Source organism: Nostoc sp. MG11, from assembly GCF_014904695.1.
Taxonomy (GTDB): Bacteria; Cyanobacteriota; Cyanobacteriia; order Cyanobacteriales; family Nostocaceae; genus Komarekiella.
This window is the reverse complement of sequence record NZ_JACXXN010000010.1, coordinates 136,142-157,869: the sequence shown is the minus strand read 5'-3', so window position 1 is coordinate 157,869 and position 21,728 is coordinate 136,142. Positions and strand designations below refer to the sequence as shown.

The 21,728-nt window shown below is 42.2% G+C and carries 17 protein-coding genes and 1 pseudogene; 10 read left to right on the top strand and 8 right to left on the bottom strand.

From position 1 onward, the window contains the following. Positions 1 to 219 precede the first annotated feature (219 nt). A complete protein-coding gene (locus HCR01_RS16765) occupies positions 220 to 1,365 on the top strand; it encodes an IS110 family transposase (protein WP_226889386.1) in 1,146 nt (381 codons plus the stop codon). Positions 1,366 to 1,955: 590 nt separating this feature from the next. On the opposite strand, the gene HCR01_RS16760 is transcribed toward HCR01_RS16765, so the two are convergent. From HCR01_RS16760 to tig, 4 genes are all read right to left on the bottom strand, one after another. After that, a complete protein-coding gene (locus HCR01_RS16760; RefSeq protein ID WP_193197267.1) occupies positions 1,956 to 2,876 on the bottom strand; it encodes an alpha/beta fold hydrolase in 921 nt (306 codons plus the stop codon). A gap of 298 nt (positions 2,877 to 3,174) precedes the next feature. Next, positions 3,175 to 4,518, bottom strand: coding sequence for an ATP-dependent protease ATP-binding subunit ClpX (gene clpX / locus HCR01_RS16755; RefSeq protein ID WP_193197266.1), 1,344 nt, complete (start codon positions 4,516 to 4,518; stop codon positions 3,175 to 3,177). Between the two features lie 9 nt (positions 4,519 to 4,527). After that, positions 4,528 to 5,226: an ATP-dependent Clp endopeptidase proteolytic subunit ClpP gene (gene clpP / locus HCR01_RS16750; protein ID WP_193197265.1), complete on the bottom strand. Its 699-nt coding sequence runs from the start codon at positions 5,224 to 5,226 to the stop codon at positions 4,528 to 4,530. A gap of 339 nt (positions 5,227 to 5,565) precedes the next feature. Then, positions 5,566 to 7,032: a trigger factor gene (gene tig / locus HCR01_RS16745; RefSeq protein ID WP_193197264.1), complete on the bottom strand. Its 1,467-nt coding sequence runs from the start codon at positions 7,030 to 7,032 to the stop codon at positions 5,566 to 5,568. 1,033 nt (positions 7,033 to 8,065) lie between these two features. On the opposite strand from tig, the gene HCR01_RS16740 reads away from it, so the two are divergent. The 3 genes from HCR01_RS16740 to HCR01_RS16730 all read left to right on the top strand — a co-directional run bounded on the left by HCR01_RS16740 (position 8,066) and on the right by HCR01_RS16730 (position 12,194). Further along, entirely contained in the window at positions 8,066 to 9,109 is a 1,044-nt protein-coding gene (locus HCR01_RS16740; RefSeq protein ID WP_193197263.1) for an aspartate-semialdehyde dehydrogenase, read from the top strand. A 145-nt stretch (positions 9,110 to 9,254) separates the two neighbouring features. Further along, complete coding sequence (gene dapA / locus HCR01_RS16735) at positions 9,255 to 10,142, top strand: 4-hydroxy-tetrahydrodipicolinate synthase (protein ID WP_193197262.1); 888 nt, start codon at positions 9,255 to 9,257, stop codon at positions 10,140 to 10,142. A 282-nt stretch (positions 10,143 to 10,424) separates the two neighbouring features. Next, a complete protein-coding gene (locus tag HCR01_RS16730; RefSeq protein ID WP_193197261.1) occupies positions 10,425 to 12,194 on the top strand; it encodes a ribonuclease J in 1,770 nt (589 codons plus the stop codon). A 229-nt stretch (positions 12,195 to 12,423) separates the two neighbouring features. Here HCR01_RS16730 and HCR01_RS16725 read toward each other — a convergent pair. Next, positions 12,424 to 13,620 (bottom strand): annotated as a pseudogene (locus HCR01_RS16725) (anion transporter). Positions 13,621 to 13,653: 33 nt separating this feature from the next. Here HCR01_RS16725 and HCR01_RS38715 point away from each other — a divergent pair. Further along, positions 13,654 to 13,965 carry a hypothetical protein gene (locus tag HCR01_RS38715; protein WP_226889385.1) on the top strand — a complete coding sequence of 104 codons (312 nt, stop codon included), beginning with the start codon at positions 13,654 to 13,656 and terminating at the stop codon, positions 13,963 to 13,965. A 155-nt stretch (positions 13,966 to 14,120) separates the two neighbouring features. Then, positions 14,121 to 14,498, top strand: a complete 378-nt coding sequence (locus HCR01_RS16720) for a Mo-dependent nitrogenase C-terminal domain-containing protein (RefSeq protein WP_193197260.1) — start codon at positions 14,121 to 14,123, stop codon at positions 14,496 to 14,498. A gap of 87 nt (positions 14,499 to 14,585) precedes the next feature. Here the strand turns inward: HCR01_RS16720 and HCR01_RS16715 are convergent, their stop codons facing one another. Then, entirely contained in the window at positions 14,586 to 16,535 is a 1,950-nt protein-coding gene (locus tag HCR01_RS16715; protein ID WP_193197259.1) for a caspase family protein, read from the bottom strand. 198 nt (positions 16,536 to 16,733) lie between these two features. Between HCR01_RS16715 and HCR01_RS16710 the strand changes: the two genes are divergently transcribed. From HCR01_RS16710 to HCR01_RS16700, 3 genes are all read left to right on the top strand, one after another. After that, the gene (locus HCR01_RS16710) at positions 16,734 to 17,321 is read left to right on the top strand and encodes a hypothetical protein (protein WP_193197258.1); all 588 of its coding nucleotides are present in this window, start codon (positions 16,734 to 16,736) and stop codon (positions 17,319 to 17,321) included. Between the two features lie 125 nt (positions 17,322 to 17,446). After that, positions 17,447 to 17,620 carry a 50S ribosomal protein L32 gene (gene rpmF / locus HCR01_RS16705; protein WP_012407602.1) on the top strand — a complete coding sequence of 58 codons (174 nt, stop codon included), beginning with the start codon at positions 17,447 to 17,449 and terminating at the stop codon, positions 17,618 to 17,620. Positions 17,621 to 17,781: 161 nt separating this feature from the next. Then, positions 17,782 to 18,411, top strand: a complete 630-nt coding sequence (locus HCR01_RS16700; RefSeq protein WP_193197257.1) for a sulfite oxidase-like oxidoreductase — start codon at positions 17,782 to 17,784, stop codon at positions 18,409 to 18,411. A 54-nt stretch (positions 18,412 to 18,465) separates the two neighbouring features. Here HCR01_RS16700 and HCR01_RS16695 read toward each other — a convergent pair whose 3' ends face one another. Further along, positions 18,466 to 19,848, bottom strand: a complete 1,383-nt coding sequence (locus tag HCR01_RS16695) for an aldehyde dehydrogenase (protein WP_193197256.1) — start codon at positions 19,846 to 19,848, stop codon at positions 18,466 to 18,468. A gap of 196 nt (positions 19,849 to 20,044) precedes the next feature. Then, positions 20,045 to 21,190, bottom strand: coding sequence for a hybrid sensor histidine kinase/response regulator (locus HCR01_RS16690; RefSeq protein ID WP_193197255.1), 1,146 nt, complete (start codon positions 21,188 to 21,190; stop codon positions 20,045 to 20,047). Between the two features lie 189 nt (positions 21,191 to 21,379). Here HCR01_RS16690 and HCR01_RS16685 point away from each other — a divergent pair, with 189 nt between their 5' ends. Then, complete coding sequence (locus HCR01_RS16685) at positions 21,380 to 21,724, top strand: CU044_2847 family protein (RefSeq protein WP_193197254.1); 345 nt, start codon at positions 21,380 to 21,382, stop codon at positions 21,722 to 21,724. Positions 21,725 to 21,728: the final 4 nt, after the last annotated feature.

Genomic DNA, 21,728 nt, shown 5'->3' with positions numbered 1-21,728 from the left:
GAGGCATTGCCAATTGTCGCTACCACGCTATGTGTAGTGGTGGTAAGCACGCAAGGAGCGAATCGACCGCAAGAGGTATCCAAGTGTCAGCCCCTATGAATTTGACGCTGTTGTGGTAGGTCGTGGATATATGCAGGTAGTCTATACACATTGTGCGGGTTTAGATGTACATAAAAAGACTGTAGTAGCATGTGCAATCACCCCCAAGAGTTCGGGCAAATGCACAAGGAAATTCGTACATTTACGACAATGACTAAGGATTTGTTAAATCTTTCTGACTGGTTGACAAGTCATGGTTGTACCCACGTAGCAATGGAAAGTACTGGAGAGTACTGGCGACCTGTATTTAATATCCTAGAAGGAAACTTTGAAGTTATGTTGGTTAATGCCCGTCATATGAAAGCTGTGCCGGGACGTAAGACCGACATTAAAGATTCACAGTGGATTGCCGAACTATTACAGCACGGACTGCTACGTCCAAGTTTTATTCCACCAGTTGAGCAAAGAGATTTACGAGACTTAACCCGTCATCGTAGTAACTTCATTCGAGAACGAGTTAACTTGATCAATCGGGTTCAAAAAGTCCTCGAAGCAGCTAATATTAAGCTTGCCTCAGTTGCGAGTGATGTTATGGGTGTTTCGGCCAGAGCTATGCTCGCTGCTATAGTCAAGGGGAATAGTACACCTGAGCTAATAGCTGAGTTAGCAAAGGGAACAATGCGAAATAAGCATGAGTTATTAGTACAAGCCCTTGAAGGTCGAGTTCGTCCTCATCAAAGGTTTATCCTTGCACAGCTACTCGCTCAAATTGATAGTATTGACCACACAATTGAACTTTTCGATCAACAAATCGAGGAGTACTGTGGCCCTTTTGAAAAGGCGGTTGAGTTAATTGACACGATCCCAGGTGTCGCGCGCCGATCTGCTGAAATTATTGTCTCGGAAATTGGCATCGATATGACCCGTTTCCCAAGTGCCGAACACTTGGCTGCTTGGGCTGGGCTTGCTCCTGGAAACTATGAAAGTGGTGGGAAAAAGCTTTCAACTAGTACCCGTCAAGGCAATCGCGCCTTACGAACTATCTTGGTTCAAGCCGCCCATGCTTTGGCTCGTACCAAAACTTACCTTGCCTCTCAGTTTCGTCGCATTAGTGTACGAAGGGGTAAAAAGCCTGCTGCCGTGGCAGTCGCACATTTTATTTTAATGATCGCCTATCATTTGATATCGCGCCAGGAACCTTATAAAGATTTAGGAGCTGATTATTTTGACAAACAACGACCGGAAAGTGTCAAGAAACGTTTGATTAAACGCTTAGAAAAACTTGGTTATCAAGTTAGTGTTGAGTCTGTTGAGGTTGCAATTTAAACTCCTTAATCAATATTTGAATTTTGGCTGTCGCCATCCAACGACTTCAGCCACATACTCTTGTTGGGTTTCAACCAAAGTTTGATTTTCAAGTTAGAAGGAATAAGCCTAACAAATTACTTAGATTTAGAATTTTGCACACGCAACCCTACTTTTGTATTGCTCTGTACGGCTCTGTCTTAGAAAATTGAGCCACTACATTGGACAAAGAGAAGTCTGAGCAACGGAAGCAGGCACTCAAAGTTCTCGGAAGCCGCCGCTCTCTTGGAAAGTTCAGAGGCGGCTCCTGCCGCTCTGACTTTCCGCTCCAAGCCAGAAGATTCCGACACAAAGCGCTCTCGGTAGCACTGACTCTACTTTCCGCTACGTTAGATAAAAATATGTGATTCATTTACCTAAAAAGTACTGTAAATAGATGTTGTATACCGTTTACTGCCACTCGGCTACGCCTTTGAATTTTTTAATAAGCAAAGTAAACACATCTAATCAGATTCATCTATCAGTAAAGTAAATCATTCACGAAAGGAAATGTTGAGAGGCAATAAAGAGCATCCCACTCATACAACATTTTTACAATGGTTATTTGTTAGCTAACCTGCTTGCGGCTCTAGCTTTGTAAGTTGTAAAAACTCTTGTACCCGCCGCAGATAAGTTGGTGCATCTTCCAACATCGGGAAATGCGCTGTACCAGGAATTATGGCAAACTCAACTTGATCGTTTAATGCGGCTGCTTGACGCCCCATTTCCGCTGGGATAATCTTGTCATACTCCCCAGCCACTAGCAGAGTCGGTACTGTCAGTTTAGCAAACTCTTGCGGCATCAATTCAGCTTGTGCTTTACTGACTGAAGTGAAAATTGTACCCAAAGCTGCATCATAATCAGCTTCGAGAAAATCTTGTAAAAAAGCTTGACGTTCAGAATTTGGTATAGGGCTATACAAAAATCTAGCCATAAACATTCTGTCAACAAATGGTATTTTCCCTAACCACTTGGGACGGAATTTGACTACATAGCCACCGAATTTATGAAAGGCTGCAAAGGCTTTTTCGTTATACTCAAAAATCCCGCTACAAGTCAAAATGCCTCTTTCTACTCGCTGGGGATAGCGGTTAAAAAACAAAGTCGCAATAGATGCACCCGTTGAGTGAGCATTTATATAGACACGCTGAATCTCCAATTTATCTAGCAAAGCTGCTAAATCCTCAGCGTATTCCTCTAATTCATAGGTTAACTCTCTTATTGCCTCTGATTCTGCCTGGGGAGACTGCGACTCGACAACAGATTCACTAGCTTGGACTATTGTTGGCTTACCACAAGAACGCCCAAACCCACGCAAATCGTAGAGTAAACAATCAAATTGGTCTAACAAAGCATTAGCAGTGCTTCTCCAGTATCTAGCCGAACCAGCCCAACCGTGAATGAAAACCATCACTGGTTTCACCAAAGAATCAGATGGTTTTTTCATCCACTCGTAATAATGCTCAACTCCACGAACATTAATATAAGGCATTTGTACTTTGTCCTTTGTCTGCGAAGTTCCGTTTGGCTACCGAACTTCTGTTTGTCCTTCTTTACGAGATGCTTTGCGTACTTCTACGGAGAAGCAAAACTTCTCACAGAGAAGCCATACCGTTGGCACAGCCTCTCATAGAGAAGAGAAGGCTTTACATTGCGCTATGTATCACAAGACACTGACCTTTAGAGTTCTAGGAAGCCGATGCATCCTGTAGGATCTTGCTACAGACTTATCTGTTTGTCTTTTGTCATTAGTCATTTTTATTTCACTAATGACTAATAGCTGATGACTATTAAGCTGATTCTGGCTTCGGTAGTGAAGATGGATGCATTATCAGTTCAGCGGTTGATCGCTTCTCAACCATTTCCCGCGTTACCGTACAGCGCGTTACGTCCTTACGGGATGGTAACTCGTACATTACATCCAGCATCAGTTCTTCTACAATACCCCGTAATGCTCTAGCACCAGTTTTACGACGGTAAGCTTCTTGAGCGATCGCCCGCAAAGCTTCTTGTTTAAAGTCTAGCTGGACATTATCCATCTTTAGCAGCTTTTGGTACTGCTTCACCAAGGCACTGCGTGGTTGGGTGAGAATCGCCATCAGCGCTTCTTCATCTAATGGCTCTACTACCGCTACCATTGGCACCCTCCCGATAAATTCTGGAATCATGCCAAACTTCACTAAGTCGTCCGGTTCTAGATAGCGGAGAGTATCGGCTGCCCGTTTTTCCTTGGACTGACCTTCTCCCGGTTGCACAAAGCCTATTGCTTTTTTGCCAACTCTCTGATCCACAACCTTTTCTAAGCCTACGAAGGCACCACCACAGACAAACAGGATATTACTGGTATCAATCTGGATGCAGTCTTGATAGGGATGCTTACGCCCTCCTTGAGGAGGTACGTTAGCGATCGTCCCTTCTAACATTTTCAGTAAAGCTTGCTGCACACCTTCGCCAGAAACATCGCGGGTAATCGAAGGGTTTTCGCTCTTGCGGGCAATTTTGTCAATTTCATCAATGTAGATAATTCCCCGCTGTGCTTCCTCAACATCCAAATCTGCCACCTGCAATAGTCGCAACAAGATATTTTCTACATCTTCTCCCACATACCCTGCTTCCGTCAGCGTCGTGGCATCGGCGACAGCAAAGGGTACATCGAGAATTTTCGCTAAGGTTTGCGCCAAGAGAGTCTTACCGCAACCAGTCGGGCCAATTAACAAAATATTAGACTTTTGCAGTTCTACTGCATCATCCGCCGCTCCACCTTTGCCATTGGCTTTAGACTGAATAATCGCCAGCCGTTTGTAGTGATTATAAACTGCGACTGATAAAACTTTCTTAGCTTCGTCTTGACCAATGACGTGTTCGTCTAGATACTTTTTGATCTCTCTCGGTTTAGGTATTTGATTAAACGAGAGATTAGAAGAACGGGCGCGACGTTTTTGAGGCGGTTCTGACTGTGGTGCTGGTTGCGCGGCTGCACCATTAGTGTCGAGTAACTCCTCATCTAGAATCTCATTACACAAGTCAACGCATTCATCGCAGATGTAGACTCCCGGCCCCGCGATCAATTTACGCACCTGCTCTTGAGACTTGCCACAAAACGAACATTTTAAATGGGAGTCGTACTTAGACATACCAGCCTCTTATTTCAGAATGGTGACGTTTTCCCCTGCTGTGGGAAGATTTTGTCTGGAAATGACTTGATCGATCAAACCGTAGTTCTTTGCCTCTTCTGCCGACATAAAAAAGTCGCGCTCAGTATCTGCTTCAATTCTTTCTAAGGGTTGACCAGTATGCTGAGCCATTAACTGATTCAACTTAGCCTTAATATAAAGAATTTCTCTGGCTTGAATTTCTATGTCAATGGCTTGTCCTTGAGCGCCACCCAGTGGTTGATGAATCATGATGCGGGAGTCTGGCAAAGACATGCGCTTACCCGCAGTCCCTGCTGTTAACAAAAAGGCCCCCATGCTCGCAGCTAATCCAAAACAGATAGTGACAACATCAGGACGAATCTGCTGTATTGTATCATAGATTGCCATCCCTGCGTAGACCGAGCCACCAGGAGAATTAACATAAAGTTGAATGTCTTTTTCTGAGTCTTCGGCGTCGAGGAACAACAACTGAGCAACAATTGAATTGGCTACAGCATCGTCTATTGGGGTTCCCAAAAAAATAATCCGCTCTCGCAGCAGGCGGGAGTAGATGTCGAAAGCCCTTTCTCCCATACCAGATTGTTCTACCACCATCGGCACGATGTTGCTAGGGCTGTTCAACTGGGAGTTAATTTTTGTAATACTGGAACTGCTAATTGGGTAATTTCCCGACTGTGATACAAGCATACAAGAACATTTGACAATAAGTGGTACAGAGTTCAAAGCAGCGATGATGCTAACACCAAGGGCGTACGCTGCTTTTATTGCGGATGGGATTTTAATTTGAGCTACGTGTTAACCATTATGCCTCATATAAATTCCTCTCGTACAACCCAGTATTAAGCTAAGACGGTAACAACGTAGCTATTTGTTGAAGATTCCTTCATTATTCTGGCCTTATCAGTCCTGAGTCGTAAGTACTGAGTTGTAGAGCGAAAATAATTTGAAATTTTTCTCCCTTCCTCATTTTCCTCACCTCACCAATTCCTTAACTTAGAACTGGTAGACTCGTTGCTGTTGGAATTTTCATTGTCCTTGTGTAGCTTCTGTTGGCGCTTCGCCGCTTTCTTCCTCTATCTTTGGCGCTTCGCCGCTTTCTTCCTCTATCTTAGGGGCATCTAATTCTGCTGCTGCTTCTGCTTCCATTTCTTCTGTAGCACTCAAGGAGCCTTCAGGTACAAGTTCAACTGATGAATGTGCCAGCAGCCAATCAATGATTTTTTCAGTTAATAGTTCGTTTTCCACAACTGATTGCAGTCTTTCGGCGTCAATATCTTGATCTGTATACTGCTCCAACAGTTCTGTGACTCTGGCTTGAATTTCTTCTGGTGTCACCTGAATTGATTCGCGTTTACTGACTTCTCGTAAGGATAGAGAGCGCTTTAGACGTTCAATTGCCTCAGTACGCGATCGCTCCCGCAACTGAGGAATAATATCTTGAGTAAACAACTTCTTGACATCCAATCCTTGTTGAGATAGACGAATGGCTGTTTGCGTCAACATCGCATCCACTTCTTGCTCAATCAACGTTGCTGGCAAATCAACTTCTACATGCTTGAGCAGTTCTACTAACAGTGCTTCCTGCTTATTTGTTTTGGTTTTCTCCTCAGCCTCCTTTTGATATCGATCTTCTAGAGAAGCACGTAATTCTGCTAAAGTTTCAAAATCGCTGACTTCTTGGGCAAAGTCATCATTCAATTCTGGTAGCTCTTTTTCCTTTAATTCTTTGATTGTCACCGTGAAGGTTGCCGCTTTTCCAGCTAATTCTTCGTTGACATAAGGATCTGGGAACTGAGCCGAAATTTCTCTAGTTTCTCCAGGATTCATCCCTATCATGCCAGAGACAAAACCCGGAATAAACTTATCTTCCTGCAACTCTAATTGAAAATCAGTTGCTTCACCACCGGGAATTGGTGTTGGTTCGACTGTTTCATCTTCGCCCTCAGTTTTAGAGAGCATACCTTTAAAATCAACTACGGCAATATCGCCGAATTGGGCTGCACGTCCTTCTACAGGAATCAGTGTCGCCAATTCTTCACGTTCCTTGTTTAAGACACTCTCAACTTGAGTTGGATCGTACTTGACGTCCTCTGCTGTGGCTTGCAAATCGGTGTACTGCACCAGATTTATTTCTGGTTCCACATCGACAGCAGCGGAAATGGTCAAAGGTTTTCCTGGTTCATAATTATTAATCAAGTCATCAAATGAGGAGCGCAATTGTGGCTGACCAATTGCCTGAATGGCTTCTTGCTTAACTGCTTGCTCGATGCCGTCTTGAATTAGTTCTTCTAGCGCTGCTGCCTTGATTCGAGTGATGCCTAGGCGTTGTAGCAATATCGGTCTAGGCACTTTGCCCTTGCGAAACCCAGGAATATTGGCAGTGCTAGCTAAGTTTTTAATGACCTGTTCGTAAGTTTGCTTTGTAATTTCCGGCGTAATCTCTATTTCCAAACCAATTTGGCTGGCGGGAAGTTTCTCCTGGGTGACTTTCATGCTACGTCTCTAGTTTTCTGCTGGTATTTTAAACTCCGAGTACACACAAGACACGATTAATCGCGTTTCTGGCTTGATGTCTCTTGATTATGATGAGAGATGACCACAAGACATTATCAGATCTTTAGGATAGATATTTGTCCTGGGGCAGAGATCCAGTTTACTGCCAATGACAAAGGACTAAACATTTTACCGCCATAACAATTAGTAATAAGTCACCGAATTTATGTTCGCCTTTGCAGGAAAGAGAAACTATCGAGATGCGGGTCTTACTGCCCAACTGTTCTGAAATAGCGGTTTTTTGTGTATTTTAGACACAAGGAATATCCGCAAAGCCTTGCACATCTCGGCAGTGATACAGCTATCAGAGGCTTTCGCATCTCAGAGTTTTCGCTGAGTCTTAAGCATTAATGTTGAAAAACTATATCGATATTCTTCGTTTTACGGTTTTCTCACCTTGAATTTAGCATTTTGAATTCAGGACTTATTATTCAGAGAGCTAACACCGTGATATCCTAGTTCTCAACCAGCAGTTAGTAACTCTAAGGCTGAGTCAGTTGTACCATCCGGTCTGACTGCATTGTAGGATAATATTACAGCTATTGCTTTACTCACTAGCTCAATACTCAGTTAATTTTATTCGGAATCATAGTAGTACATTTATAGATGTCCTAGCAAGCAACTTTATAGGCAATACACTCTTTTGTTTTAGAGATAACATGTCTAAGTGCAGATATCTCTACTTTCTACTGAATAGTAGTTTGTCATATACTATGTAGATTATAGAGTTTGAATTAATGAAAAAGTTGAGTAAAAATTGTTATAAATTGCAATATCACTTAACCTAGGCTCATATTATAGAAAAAACAAATGCATTAATTATATAAAAATATAAAAAATCTATTAAATTAAGATAGAGAAAAATCAAAAGTATTCAAATCTATTTAATGACTGCATATTGCCATTTAGATATACGTAAATCATAAATTGTTTAAAAAAATTGCACACAAACCTCTTAAAGGAGGATGCCAGGTTGTCTAAATCCTATCGTGTAGCTATTTTGGGAGCAACTGGTGCTGTTGGCACAGAGTTGCTGGAATTACTGGAGCACCGTAATTTTCCTATTGCTGATTTAAAGTTATTGGCATCAGAGCGGAGTGTAGGACGAACGCTACAGTTTAAAGGAGAAAATTTACTAGTTGAGCCAGTGAGCGATCGCGCCTTTGAGAATGTAGACTTGGTACTAGCTAGTGCAGGTGGTTCTACATCCAAAACTTGGGCAGCAGTTGCAACACAAAAGGGTGCAGTGGTAATAGATAACTCCAGTGCCTTTCGGATGAATCCAGAAGTACCGTTGGTAGTACCAGAGGTAAATCCGTTAGCTGCCGCCAATCATCAAGGCATTATTGCCAACCCTAACTGCACAACCATTTTAATGACAGTAGCAGTATGGCCCTTGCATAAAGTTAGACCAGTACAACGCATTGTAGTCTCTACCTACCAATCTGCTAGTGGTGCTGGGGCAAAAGCAATGGCAGAAGTCAAAACCCAAACAAGCGCTATATTACAAGGACAGTCACCAGTTGCCGAGGTATTACCTTACCCGTTGGCATTTAATTTATTCCCACATAACTCCCCATTAAATGATTTGGGGTATTGTGAAGAAGAAATGAAAATGGTCAACGAAACCCGAAAAATTTTTGGCACGCAACAAATCAGAATTACCGCCACTTGTGTACGGGTTCCCGTACTCCGCGCCCATTCAGAAGCAATTAATCTCGAATTTGAAAGTCCTTTTAGTTCAGATGAAGCCAGAGAAATTTTAAATCACTCCCCTGGGGTAAAATTGGTAGAAGATTGGGGAACTAACCATTTCCCTATGCCAATTGAAGCAACTGGTCAAGACGAAGTTTTAGTGGGAAGAATTCGACAAGATATTTCTCATCCATGCGGCTTAGAACTGTGGCTATGTGGTGATCAAATCCGAAAAGGCGCAGCTTTGAATGCAGTACAAATTGCCGAGTTATTGGTAGAAAAAAATCTACTCAAAGTTACTAAAACATACGTTTCAACCTAGTCATTGAGCATTAGTCATTAGTTAAGAACAAAGAACAAAGGATAAATGTGCGAATCACGCTTGAAAGCAATTTGCGGATAGGTTATTACAATATAAATCCACCAAGATACAAAAACAAAGAGGGTAATGTAGGAGTGAAAAGAGGGTGGGAGATTTTGGCAGCGTTTTAACCGCTATGATTACACCGTTTAAAACAGACGGTAGTGTCAACTATGATGTAGCAGCACAACTGGCAGCGCATCTAGTTAGCAACGGTACAGATACATTAGTGGTATGCGGCACAACTGGGGAATCTCCTACCCTAAGTTGGGACGAGGAATACCAGTTGTTTGTTGAGGTATTGCAGTCTGTAGCAGGAAAAGCCAAGGTTATAGCAGGGTGTGGCTCCAATTCCACCAAAGAAGCGATCGCAGCAACCCAAAAAGCAGCTAAAATAGGAGTCCATGGTTCCTTACAGGTTGTTCCTTATTACAACAAACCGCCGCAAGCGGGACTAGAAGCGCACTTTCAGGCGATAGCACAAGCCTGTCCCGACCTACCGTTGTTGTTATACAATATCCCTGGTCGTACCGGACAAAACCTTCAGCCAGAAACAGTTGCCCGGTTAGCTAAGGTCAACAATATTGTCGGGATTAAAGAATCCACTGGTAACATAGATCAAGCAAGCGAAATTCGCCGCTTGACACCAAAAGAGTTCCAGATATACTCTGGTGATGATTACATGACTTTGCCCTTGTTAGCAATCGGGGCGAAGGGTGTTGTAAGTGTGGCTTCTCATCTGGTAGGAAACCAACTACAGCAGATGATCCAAGCTTTTAGTACGGGGAAAATTGAAGTTGCCACTGAAATTCATCTTCAACTATTCCCGTTGTTTAAAGCTTTATTTCTAACTTCAAATCCCATTCCAGTTAAAAAAGCACTGAAACTTCGAGGTTGGGAGGTCGGTTCAACTCGTCTGCCGCTATGCGAAGAAGCGGATTCAGAAGTCAGTCAAAAGTTAGAGGTGATTCTTAAAGAACTTAGTTTAATCTAGGCACCAGTTTATTGAGTGCTGGCAATCTGCTAGTTGCCAAAGACAGATATAAACAATGGTCATAATTGTTAACAGGTTGTAATTTAAATACCTGTGTTAGGACTGATAGATATACTATGAATCCTTCACCGTACAGTCCATTTTATTGAACAAAAAATTGAACATCTAACAATTAAAATTTGGTTACTTTCAAACTGAACTTAATAGACAACTTAAATTGTCTTTAAATACAAGAACGCTAACTATCTATTGATTAACAACAAACAAAAATCTAAGGAGAAAATGGCTAAAAACGAAGCTAACTCCGCCCTAAAAATTATTCCTTTGGGCGGTTTGCATGAAATTGGAAAAAATACGTGTGTTTTCGAGTATGACGACGAAATTATCTTGTTAGATGCAGGATTGGCATTTCCTACAGAGGCAATGCATGGCGTAAATATTGTTCTGCCAGATACGACTTATTTACGGGAAAATCGTCACAAAATTAAAGGGATGATTGTTACCCACGGTCATGAAGACCATATTGGTGGAATTGCTTTTCACCTTAAGCAATTTGACATACCTGTGATTTATGGACCAAGGCTAGCAATGGCAATGCTAGAAGGTAAATTGGAAGAAGCAGGAGTGCGCGATCGCACGGAGTTAAGAAAAGTTTTACCACGTGATGTAGTGCGGATTGGCAAAAACTTTTTAGTGGAATATATCCGCAACACTCACTCCATCGCTGATAGCTTCACTGTTGCTATTCATACACCTCTTGGTGTCGTCATCCACACAGGAGATTTTAAAATCGACCACACTCCTGTGGATGGTGAAAAGTTTGATTTGCAACGGCTAGCAGAACACGGTGAAAAAGGCGTTTTGGCGCTTTTAAGTGACTCAACTAACTCAGAAGTACCAGGATTCACCCCTTCAGAACGTTCAGTTTATCCCAATCTTGACCGGGTATTTAGTCAAGCCACTGGGCGACTATTTGTCACTACCTTTGCTTCTTCAGTGCATCGCATCAACATGATTTTGGATCTGGCGAAGAAGCAAAATCGTGTAGTGTCAGTTGTCGGGCGTTCGATGCTAAATTTGATCGCTCATGCCCGCAATCTAGGTTACATCAAGTGTGAAGATAATCTGCTGCAACCATTGCACGCAGTGCGTAACATGCCTGATGAAAGAGTGCTAATTCTGACTACTGGTTCTCAAGGTGAACCAATGTCAGCCATGACCCGTATTGCTAACAAAGAACACCCCCACATTAGGATTCGCCAAGGAGACACAGTAGTATTCTCTGCCAACCCAATTCCCGGAAATACAATCGCTGTAGTCAACACCATCGATAAATTGATGATTCAAGGGGCGAAAGTAGTCTATGGTCGGGATAAAGGGATTCACGTCTCTGGTCACGGCTGTCAGGAAGACCAAAAACTGATGATTGCCTTAACTCGACCCAAGTTTTTTGTGCCAGTTCACGGCGAACATCGGATGCTGGTTAAGCACTCGGAAACCGCTCAAAGTATGGGCATTCCCGCAGAAAACATGATAATTATCCAGAATGGCGATGTAGTAGAACTTACCGAAGATTCGCTGCGGGTTGCGGGTAAAGTGCCATCTGGTATAGAGCTTGTGGATACTACCAGTTCTGGAATGGTGAGTGCCAAAGTATTGCAAGAACGGCAACGCATGGCAGAAGAAGGTATTGTTACCATCGCCGCTGCTATCGATTGGAATGGCAAACTCATGGCTAAGCCAGAAATCCATTTGCGCGGTGTCGTGACAAGTATGGAGCGATCGCTTGTGCAAAAATGGGTACAACAGCGAATTGAAGAAATCCTCACTGTGCGCTGGTCAGAATTTGCTCCTGCGGAAGGTGAAGCAGCAGATATAGATTGGGGTGGATTGCAAGGAACTTTAGAGCGGGAATTGCAACGCTCTATCCGTCGAGAATTGCAATGTCAACCATCTGTAACTTTGTTGATGCAAATCCCTGACGAGCCACCTGTGAAAGTTGCCGACGGCAGAAGACGCCGGACTCGTACTGCTGCTCAGGTAGCATCGTAGGAAATAAAAAATCTCACGCAGAGGCGCAGCGAAAAGTATGAGCGCCGGCTTCCGGCGCTCATACTTTTCAAGACAGATACGCAGAGTTTTAAGGAGCGTCTTTGCGCTTTGACGTGAGATTTTAGAGAAAAAATATTCTTTACATCTTTTATGAATGACTGAGTTTAATTTTGAGTAAGCGCTTACACAGCTAGAATTTTTTATATTGTTATTTTTAGTTCACGCACATTCAGTTAACCAATAAGTAAACTAGAAGCAGAGTACACACTGTTAACGGCACTCCAAAACGCAAATGCTCCCAAAAAGTCAGCTTGTAACCAAGCTCAGCAGCAGCTTCTACAGTGATCAGGTTAGCAACTGCACCAAATAGGGTAAGATTGCCTGCTAAAGTTGAGCCTGCTGCTAGCAATAGCCAAGATCTGGTGTCATCTTGAGAAATTAGGGGTTGAAGTAGGAGTACAGCCGGAACATTAGAAATCAAGTTGGACAGCATAACAGTTATACCCAATAAACTCGCAGCTGAGTTAACCGCGTGGGTAAATGGCTATAGCAAATTCAACTTCTGCGTGGCTCTGGTCAGGATGAAGAGTCCAGAAAACATCACCAACAAGTTCCAATCCACTTTTTTCAGAATGCGCTGGGGTTTAATCCGCCGAGTGATTAGCAATAAGCTAGCAGCTACTAAAGCAGACTCCGCTAAGGGTAAGCCTACAGTAAATGCAATTAATAGCCCGGTGGTGATGACTAAATTTTTATTAAATAAGGGTTTGAAGATGCGTTCGTTGCCAGTGGGTATCTGCTGGCAAGGTTGGGTAGAGCGCACATTTGGGTAAAGCAGCCACAGTAGTCCTATTTGAATTAGCAAGCCAATTAGGGCAACGGGAGCCAACGCCCGCAGAAAATCTAGATAGGAGATGCCTGAAAAGGAGCCAATTAGGATGTTTTGGGGATTACCGCTCAAGGTTGCTACCGAGCCTATATTAGTTGCACCGGCGATCGCAAGTAAGTAGGGAATCGGATTTAAACCCAAAGCTTCAGTCAAACTCAAGGTCAACGGTGTAAAAATTAGTGCCAGAGTGTCATTGAGAAAAAAAGCGGAGAGGATACCGCTGCCAAAAGTTAAGGCAATCAACAAACCTAGCGGGCTGCGAGTTACACTCAATATGATCGACAGCGATCGCCGAAAAAATCCTGCAAAGGATAGGTTAGCATTGACTACCATCATGCTCAATAAAAATACGATGGTATAGGCATCAATTGCCTGCCAAGCCTCCTGCAAATTCACAGCACCCAAAGCAATTAAAAAGGCAGACCCAACCAAAGCAATGGTGGCGCGGTTCATGCGTAAGCCAGGAATATAACCCAATGCTAATCCCAGGTAAGTCAGCCCTAGTACGCTATGAGTTGCAAATTGCTGAATAATCACTTTCTATTCCCGAACCATTGGGGCAGCTATTTATTGCGGCAAACTACCCCTGAAGGTTTAACATCCTTCCGTAGTTCTGAGCGCTGGAAGCTGATGATTGGACTTTTCAAAAGCCGACGCTCAAACGCCTCTTTGCTTCTGAAGCATTTAGTCACTAGCAAAATTATTTCCATTGCTAATATTCATACTTACCAAAATTACTTACAGGAATTGGTTATATTAAAATTTGTAAATGTTACAATAGAACCTGTCCAATGGCAGATGTCTTTACTAAAATTTAAACTGTGTCAAGATATGAACAAGATCAGTGGTACTACACTACCACTCCGAGAAATTTGCGATTAACTTGATGTAGTAATAAATTAGGTTCTGACTTAAGTGGCTACTCAAACACTATATTGTATCGTCAGTCAGAACACGATTCTTCCGGGAAAGGTCGTTGCCACTTTGTATATATTCATCGGAAAGGTGAATACCCTCAATAACACAGAGGACTAACCATGAAGGTATTTAATAATACCACAAAAAAGATTTTTTTGGCAAGCTGGGTATTGATCAGTCAAGCAGAGTCTAGTGATGCTCATGTAACCCAGTTGCACCGTTCTACTTCCAAATCTTACTACGATATTCTCCAACCTTTAAGGCAACGAGTAGACAGCATTCAAGTTCGCGATCGCCAACTAGCTCACCGTTTGTGCAAACTGATTCCATCTCAGTGCCCCTTTGAGCGCGATGTCAAATTATTTGGGAAAACCCTGTTTCACATTCCGCCAATGTGTAAGCTTAACCCCTTATATGATGAAGTAGTTGGCTTACGTTTCCGAGCAATGTGCTATCTAGCCGACGAATGTGGTGAGGATGTGTCGCAGTACTGTTAACACACAGTCAGTCAATAGTTCAATAATTAATAGTCCAGGGTCAATGGCAGTTGCTTTTGACTCTGGACTTTGAACTTTTGACCATTTTTAATTTCTAATTCTCCTATTCTGCCATTTTTGGATAGCATCTTGAGCATCTTCGTAAGCGGCCGTTACTTCTGGGACTAGAGCAGCAGTTTGAATTGCCGCATTGAATTCTCCTTGAGCAGCGCGACTCTTAGCTAGATCTAAAATTTTTTCACTCCATTTATTGATCAATTTTTGAGCAGTATCAAAGCCTGGTTGACCCGATGGTACTCTCTTGGCAACTTCGATAGCACGATTGTAAGTAGATGCCTGTCTGGGCTTAATCAAAGCATTTGCTGCATCTAAAAGAGTTTTGTTGCTTACATACTCCTTGCCCTCTATCCGCCACTGGTTAATTGCTGCTTGTGCTTTGGCATAAAGGGCTTCGTCTTTGGTGATTAACTGCGCGGTTGCAATGGCATTAGCATATCGCCTTTGTTTAGCACGACCCTCGGCTAACTCTAAAATCATCCGGCTCCAAATCTTAATATTCTCCTGAGCTTGTTCGTAAAGCGGTTCACCGGGTTGAATTTTCCGGGCTGTGGCGATTGCCAAGCTCAGATCGCTAGCTTGATTTTGCCTGAGCGACATTCTTCTGAGGTCTAATAATGCTTGATTTCGTTTTGAATCGGTAGAAGCTATTTGTGTTCTGGAGCGATTTCTTGATTGACCTGGTGAAGTAATTTCATTGATGGGGCGGCCATCTGGTGAATCCTGGAACGTAGGCTCACTAGTAGCACTGGGTGATTCTCTTGATATTGGCTTAATTCTAAAAGTTGCTTGATTACGGAGAAAAACAACTGCGATTAAACCTGCTACCACCATGCTGCCTCCACCCCATAATATAAACTGTTTCCACAATGAGCTATCTACCTGATTCGCTGGCAATCGGGATACATAGGCTTGGGAAGAGGAGCCAGCACCGTTATTGGGTTTCTCCTGTTGAGATAACTGGTGTGAAGGAATCACTTCTAAGGAAGTTTCCTGCATCGGATTTTTATCTGGAAGAGTGCCTACTGGCTCGGAAGCTGATATAACTATTTCTTGCTCGGAATCCTCGTCTCCTGCTTTTTGTTGTGAGGATTGACTCATACTAGTTTCCACCGTTGTGTCTTCTCCCCACCTACCCTGATCTGCTGAAGTTCTAGGAGGATTGTCATCAAGTGGGGGAGCTGCACGAGCAACAGCAAAAGATTCTTCTGGATAAATAATCGCATCTGCTTCCAGATCGCTTTCTACCGCCAGTCGCGGCAAGATTATTTGCTGCCTTGATGGGATGATAGTGGCAGGATTTTGGATGGGACGCCAGTGGTGTTGACATAATTGGGGCGTGATCAAGTTCAGGTAGCTTTCTAAATCAGCTAAGCTGTTGCCATTCCCAGAACGCAAAGCTTCTAACAACGCTGCTGTAAAGAATCCATGACCTAGCTCGCTATTTTCGTGAGAGAATTGCTCTGGCTGGCAAGAAAGAATTGTAGCAATTTGTAGTTCTTGGGCTAGTTCTATAATTTCTTCGCCAACGGGAGCATCCGCTTGAGTACCAAAAGCGCGGTTGATATCGAGTAGTAGCAATACATTCAAGTCAGCAAGTTTCAGACTTTGCATTAGCGATCGCACTTCTATGCCAGTCTCTATAACCAGTTCAGGGTTTCCTTCTACTGGTATTAAGTAATCTTTGCCGTTGTAGTTAACGCCATAACCGCTAAAGAATAACCACAGATAGTCTTGTGGTTGAAAACTTGTCGCGGCTAAATCTTCAAGTAAAAGCAGAATATTTTCTTTAGTTGGATGGGTTGATCTATTTCCTATCGGTGGCGAAGTATCTGTCATCAGTAAGCAGTGTTCGCTGACAAAACCTGCTTGTGTCACCAAAAAATCCTTTAGTGCCTCGGCATCTGCTTGGGCATAACTCAAAGGTTGAAATAACTGATATTGATTGATGCCAATAGCGATCGCCCAGTAATTTGCCATCTCGCTCTTTGTCAGTTATTGTTTGCTGGTCTTAAAATTGCGGTTAACTTTGTTGTTGGGGCAAAGATAACCTATGTTTTTAGTCTAGGTGATTCGTATCTAATTTTTAGACAAAATGTAATTTTTATTACTTTAGTATGGCGGAAAATACTTCCACCGAATTACCATTACAGATCATCAATAAGGAGTTACAAGGTTATGAGCAAAAGTTACGCTCACCTACCATCATCGATCATCCCCTTCTCAGTTATTAGCCAAATTGCCACAAGAATCCGGATAGTTCCTTTAGTAGTTTTGCTTATATCTACAGTTCCCACATGGCTTTTGACCGAAATGATCGCACCTCAGATTGTGCGAGCTTACACCGCTAGAGTTGACCTGGCTATTGACCGCTTACCAAAGGAAAACTACGAAACCATTCTGCGAAGGGCGGAAGCGGCTGCTAGAGCAGCTGCTCAGCGGAGCTTTGACCAAGATATCTTAGTGACAGATGTTTCAATTATCATATCCGTACAAAGTTATGGAGCGATCGCACCAGTTTTGACATTAGAAGTCAGCCGTCCACAATGGCGATCGCGCCCAGATGCTCAACGCTGGGCAACTTACTTCAAAACTGCGCGATCGCTACTGTTTTTTGAAAATCAAACAACCTCTAATCCAGTTCCAGCCGCTACTGCTAACCCCGCAGCTTTACCTCAACCTACCAAGCCTGCAACAACAGAGGAACCTACAGATAAGATACCGGTGATGGAAGCGCCTCCAAATGGGGCACTAGATAAACGCTAATCAAAAAGAGAAGACACAATATTGCAAATCTAGGTTTTGGACTGCCTGTTTAATTCTTCATACTTTCTTTGGTCAGTTGATCGCTTAGAATAAAAAGGTTGTCAATAATTGCGATTTCCGCTAATATGGCTGTCCCTAAGAAGAAAACGTCCAAGTCTAAACGAGATAAACGCCGAGCTACCTGGAGGCACAAAGCTGTTGTTGAAGCTCAGAAAGCTCTCTCCCTAGGCAAGTCGATTTTGACTGGACGTTCTACATTTGTCTATCCAACAGCTGAAGAAGAGGAAGAAGAATCATAAAAACTCGCGGGAGTTTGGAATTAGCTTGCCTTTCATAGAATCCCAGCGGCTTGATCCTCTGGGAGTTTTAAATAACAAGTAAAATATCTGGTTCTTCTAGCTTTTAGCTAATCAGCAAAAAAGCTTGTAAATATCTTGAGAAAACTTATTTTTCTACGACTATGCTAGGAAAATTTTTTCAAAAACCAGAAAAGGAAGAAAGCGATGGCTACGCCAACGCCAAGGGCGAACGCGTCCCTCCAGGTCAACACCTGGCCAAGGGGTTCCCCGTATTAACTTATGGTGCAACTCCCCAAGTCAGCACCGAAGAATGGGAGTTTCGCGTTTGGGGTTTAGCAAAACCTGCCACCTTCACTTGGTCGGACTTCACAGCACTACCTCAGCACGAATTCACGGCAGACTTCCACTGTGTAACGCGCTGGTCTAAATTGGATGTCAAATGGGCTGGCATTAAAGTGACAGACTTTATGAGTCTGATTGAAGTAGATCCCAAATCAGCGCATATTATGGAACACTGTTATGGCGGCTACACCACCAACATCTCAATGGAAGATTTTTTGCGCGAAGAAAACTTCTTTGCTCTTAAAGTCTTTGGTGAACCTTTACCAGCTGAACATGGTGGCCCAATGCGGCTAGTTGTTCCCCACCTCTACGCTTGGAAAAGTGCTAAGTGGATCAATGGTTTGGAGTTTTTAGGTCGCGAAGAACTAGGCTTTTGGGAGCGTAATGGCTACCATCGCCGTGGCGAACCCTGGACAGAGGAGCGTTACAGTAGCGCCTTTGGGTTTTAATAGTTAGGAGTTAGGAATTAAGAATTTTTACTCCTAACTTATCACGTTTAATTTTCAACCCAGAAGTTTCTTGATTAAGGGTAATTTACCCTTATAGGGAGCATATCGCCATTTTAAATCCAGCCAGAAGGAGTTTTGTAATACACTTTTGTTATGGGAAAAAATGTCGAAACTAGCTTTACCGTGATAGCTGCCAATACCGCTATCTCCCACACCACCAAACGGTAAAGATGAGACACCAAACTGCATAAGTGTATCGTTGATACAAACTCCACCAGATGAAGTTTCCTGCAAAACGTGCTTTTGCAGGTTTTTATTTTGAGAAAATAAGTATAAAGCTAAGGGCTTTGCCCGAGAGTTAATCAAAGCGATCGCTTCGGCAATCTCAGTATATTCAATTATGGGTAGCAGGGGGCCAAAAATTTCTTCCTGCATTATGGGATCTACCAAAGAGACATTATCAATTAATGTGGGGGCAATATAACGCTCTGAAGGTTTAGTTTTTCCACCGATGATAATTTTACCATCTTTAAGGAAGTTAACTAATCTATCAAAGTGTTTTTGACTGATAATTCTGGCATAATCAGGACTTTTGTCCGGCTGATCACCATAAAATTCTTTTAGGCATTTTTGTAATCCATTTACTAAATCTTTTTTGATTTTCTTGTCAACTAAAATATAGTCTGGTGCAATACAAGTTTGTCCAGCATTCAGAAACTTTCCCCAAGTAATTCGTCTAATAGTATGTTCAAGATTAATGTCAGTATCTACAATACAAGGACTTTTGCCGCCCAATTCCAAAGTAACTGGTGTGAGATGTTTTGCCGCTGCTGCCATGATAATTTTACCTACGGCTGTACCACCAGTAAAAAAGATATGGTCAAACTTTTCTATTAGTAGTTCCTGACTGGTTTCTACGCCTCCTTCTAGCACTGCAATATAAGCTGGGTCAAAATATTTGGCAATAATCTCAGCAAGAACATGGGAAGTATGTGGGGCAAGCTCTGAAGGTTTGATAATTGTACAATTTCCTGCGGCGATCGCACCGACTAACGGTGAAATAATTAAATTGAATGGATAATTCCAAGGGCCGATAATTAAAACAACTCCTAGCGGTTCTGTATAAATTTTAGCTGAGTAGGAAAAAAATTCCCAGGAAACTGCTGTTTTTTTAGGTTTAATCCAAGTTTTAAGGTGTTTTATAGCATAATCTACTTCCTTGATTATGCTAAGTTCTGTCATGTAAATCTCAAATTCTGGCTTATGTAAATCGGCTTGTAATGCCTGAATTATTGATTGTTTGTGCTCAATAACTGCTTGCTTGAGAGTTTTGAGTTGTTCAATACGAAAATCAACATCTTTAGTTTTGCCAGTTTGAAAAAAATTACGCTGATTAAGAACAATTTCAGCAATGTTTGATAATTCAGTATTAATCATTTTTTATCTTGCGAAATATATTTAATATAAGTGCTGCTCTATTAATATATCTAATTGATAATTTTTCATTTTTGATTATGTTTATTTCTTAAAAAAGTTATATATATTGTTGTTGGGAATCATTGAAATTTATTTATAATAAGTTATTATTTTAGATTAAAAGTTTAATGATTCATATATTGTTGTTCCAATTATTTTACGATTTTATGGGTAGAAGTACAATAAATCTACTACCTTCACCCAGTTGTGAATTGAGCCTGATAGTGCCTTGATGTGCCTCGACAATTCGGCGAGAAAGATACAATCCTAAGCCACTACCAGAACTCTTATGGCTACCTTGACGAAATCGTTCAAACAAGGTGGCTTGTTCTTCAGAGGAAATACCTGGGCCGGTATCCGCTATTTCTATGCTCATGTAATCAACATAATTAGATTTCCAAGATAACTGAGACTGGTTGCTTTCGTCTAATTGGCGTTGAGATGTCAGACGAATGGTAACAGAACCAGAATCAGTAAATTTAATAGCATTGCCTATAAGGTTGGTGAATAAACGATGCAGTTCTAGGCGATCGCCCATCACTGTATTCGTGCTTAAATCCTCAGTAAAATCTAAATTTATTGATATTGTTTTGGCTTGAGCCAAAGGTGTTAATTCTCCAGTCACCTCTTCTAGTAACCTGCTGAGATTAACTGGTTGAAGCGCCAGGGTTTTACGGCCGGCTTCAAAGCGATAAACTTCCAATAAAGTATTGACCATAGAAAGCAGATTAGTATTGCTGCGAGCCATGATGGCAATTACTTCCTGCATTTGCGGTGATAAACCTCCCAAAGCACCCTGCTGAAACAGCATTAACATGCGATCAGCCGCCACTAAAGGAGTGCGTAAATCGTGGGTAAGGCGTGAAACAAAATCTTCTCGCTGGCGAGCAATTTCATCACGTTCATCCATACTATGTTTTAAACGCAAAAGTGATCGCACCCTAGCCAGCAATTCATCTACAGTTACAGGTTTGCGGATAAAATCATCAGCACCTAAGTCTAATCCGCGGGCAACGTTAGGCGCATCATGGGCGGTGATCAACAGTATCGGGATATATTGCGGTAACTTCATATCTCCACGAATGTGCTTAGTAACTTCGTACCCGTCCATTCCTGGCATCATTAGATCCAGCAACACTAAGTCACAAGGAGATGCTTTTAGTTCTGCCAATGCTGAAATACCATTTTCTGCGGTGCTAATTGTGTAACCTTCTTCTTCCAAAATAGTTTTAATCAAAAATACGTTATCAGGAGAATCATCAACAACCAAAATTTTGTCAGAGCGAGAAGATTGTGAACTCATAAAACTGCAAGGTATAGAGTAAAAGTAAATTTTTGTAAGACTAGCTGGTTTCTTGGTATATTTTTCTTAGATATTACCCTTAGATATACTTTTTTAAAAGAAAAATTTTTTACCTAGAAATTTATATAAATTTACTTTCAAAACAACTTTACTTACCTTTTTCATATATAGCCAAAAGCTAATTAAATTATGGCTCGTAAGCTTCTAGAACTGAATACAGAGGATGGCGGCACGATTTTGGTAGCAGTTGAGCTACCAGATGCATCAGTAGTTCGTGTATCGCCCACTGGGGAGTTACCTATAGAAAAAGTAGAGGCTAACTTCGATGCAGTTAAGGATTTGATTGTTCGCGGGTGTCGCCCAATTACAAAGGCGTTTCGTACCTTGCAGCAAGAATCGCAACCTGTAAGCGCAGAAGTTGAGTTTGGGGTGAATTTTACCGCCAAAGGCTCGGTCTATGTGGTCGAATCCACTGGGCAGGCATCGCTGAAGGTGAAAATAACTTGGAAACTAACACCGGAAGAAAACAAGTAATAAA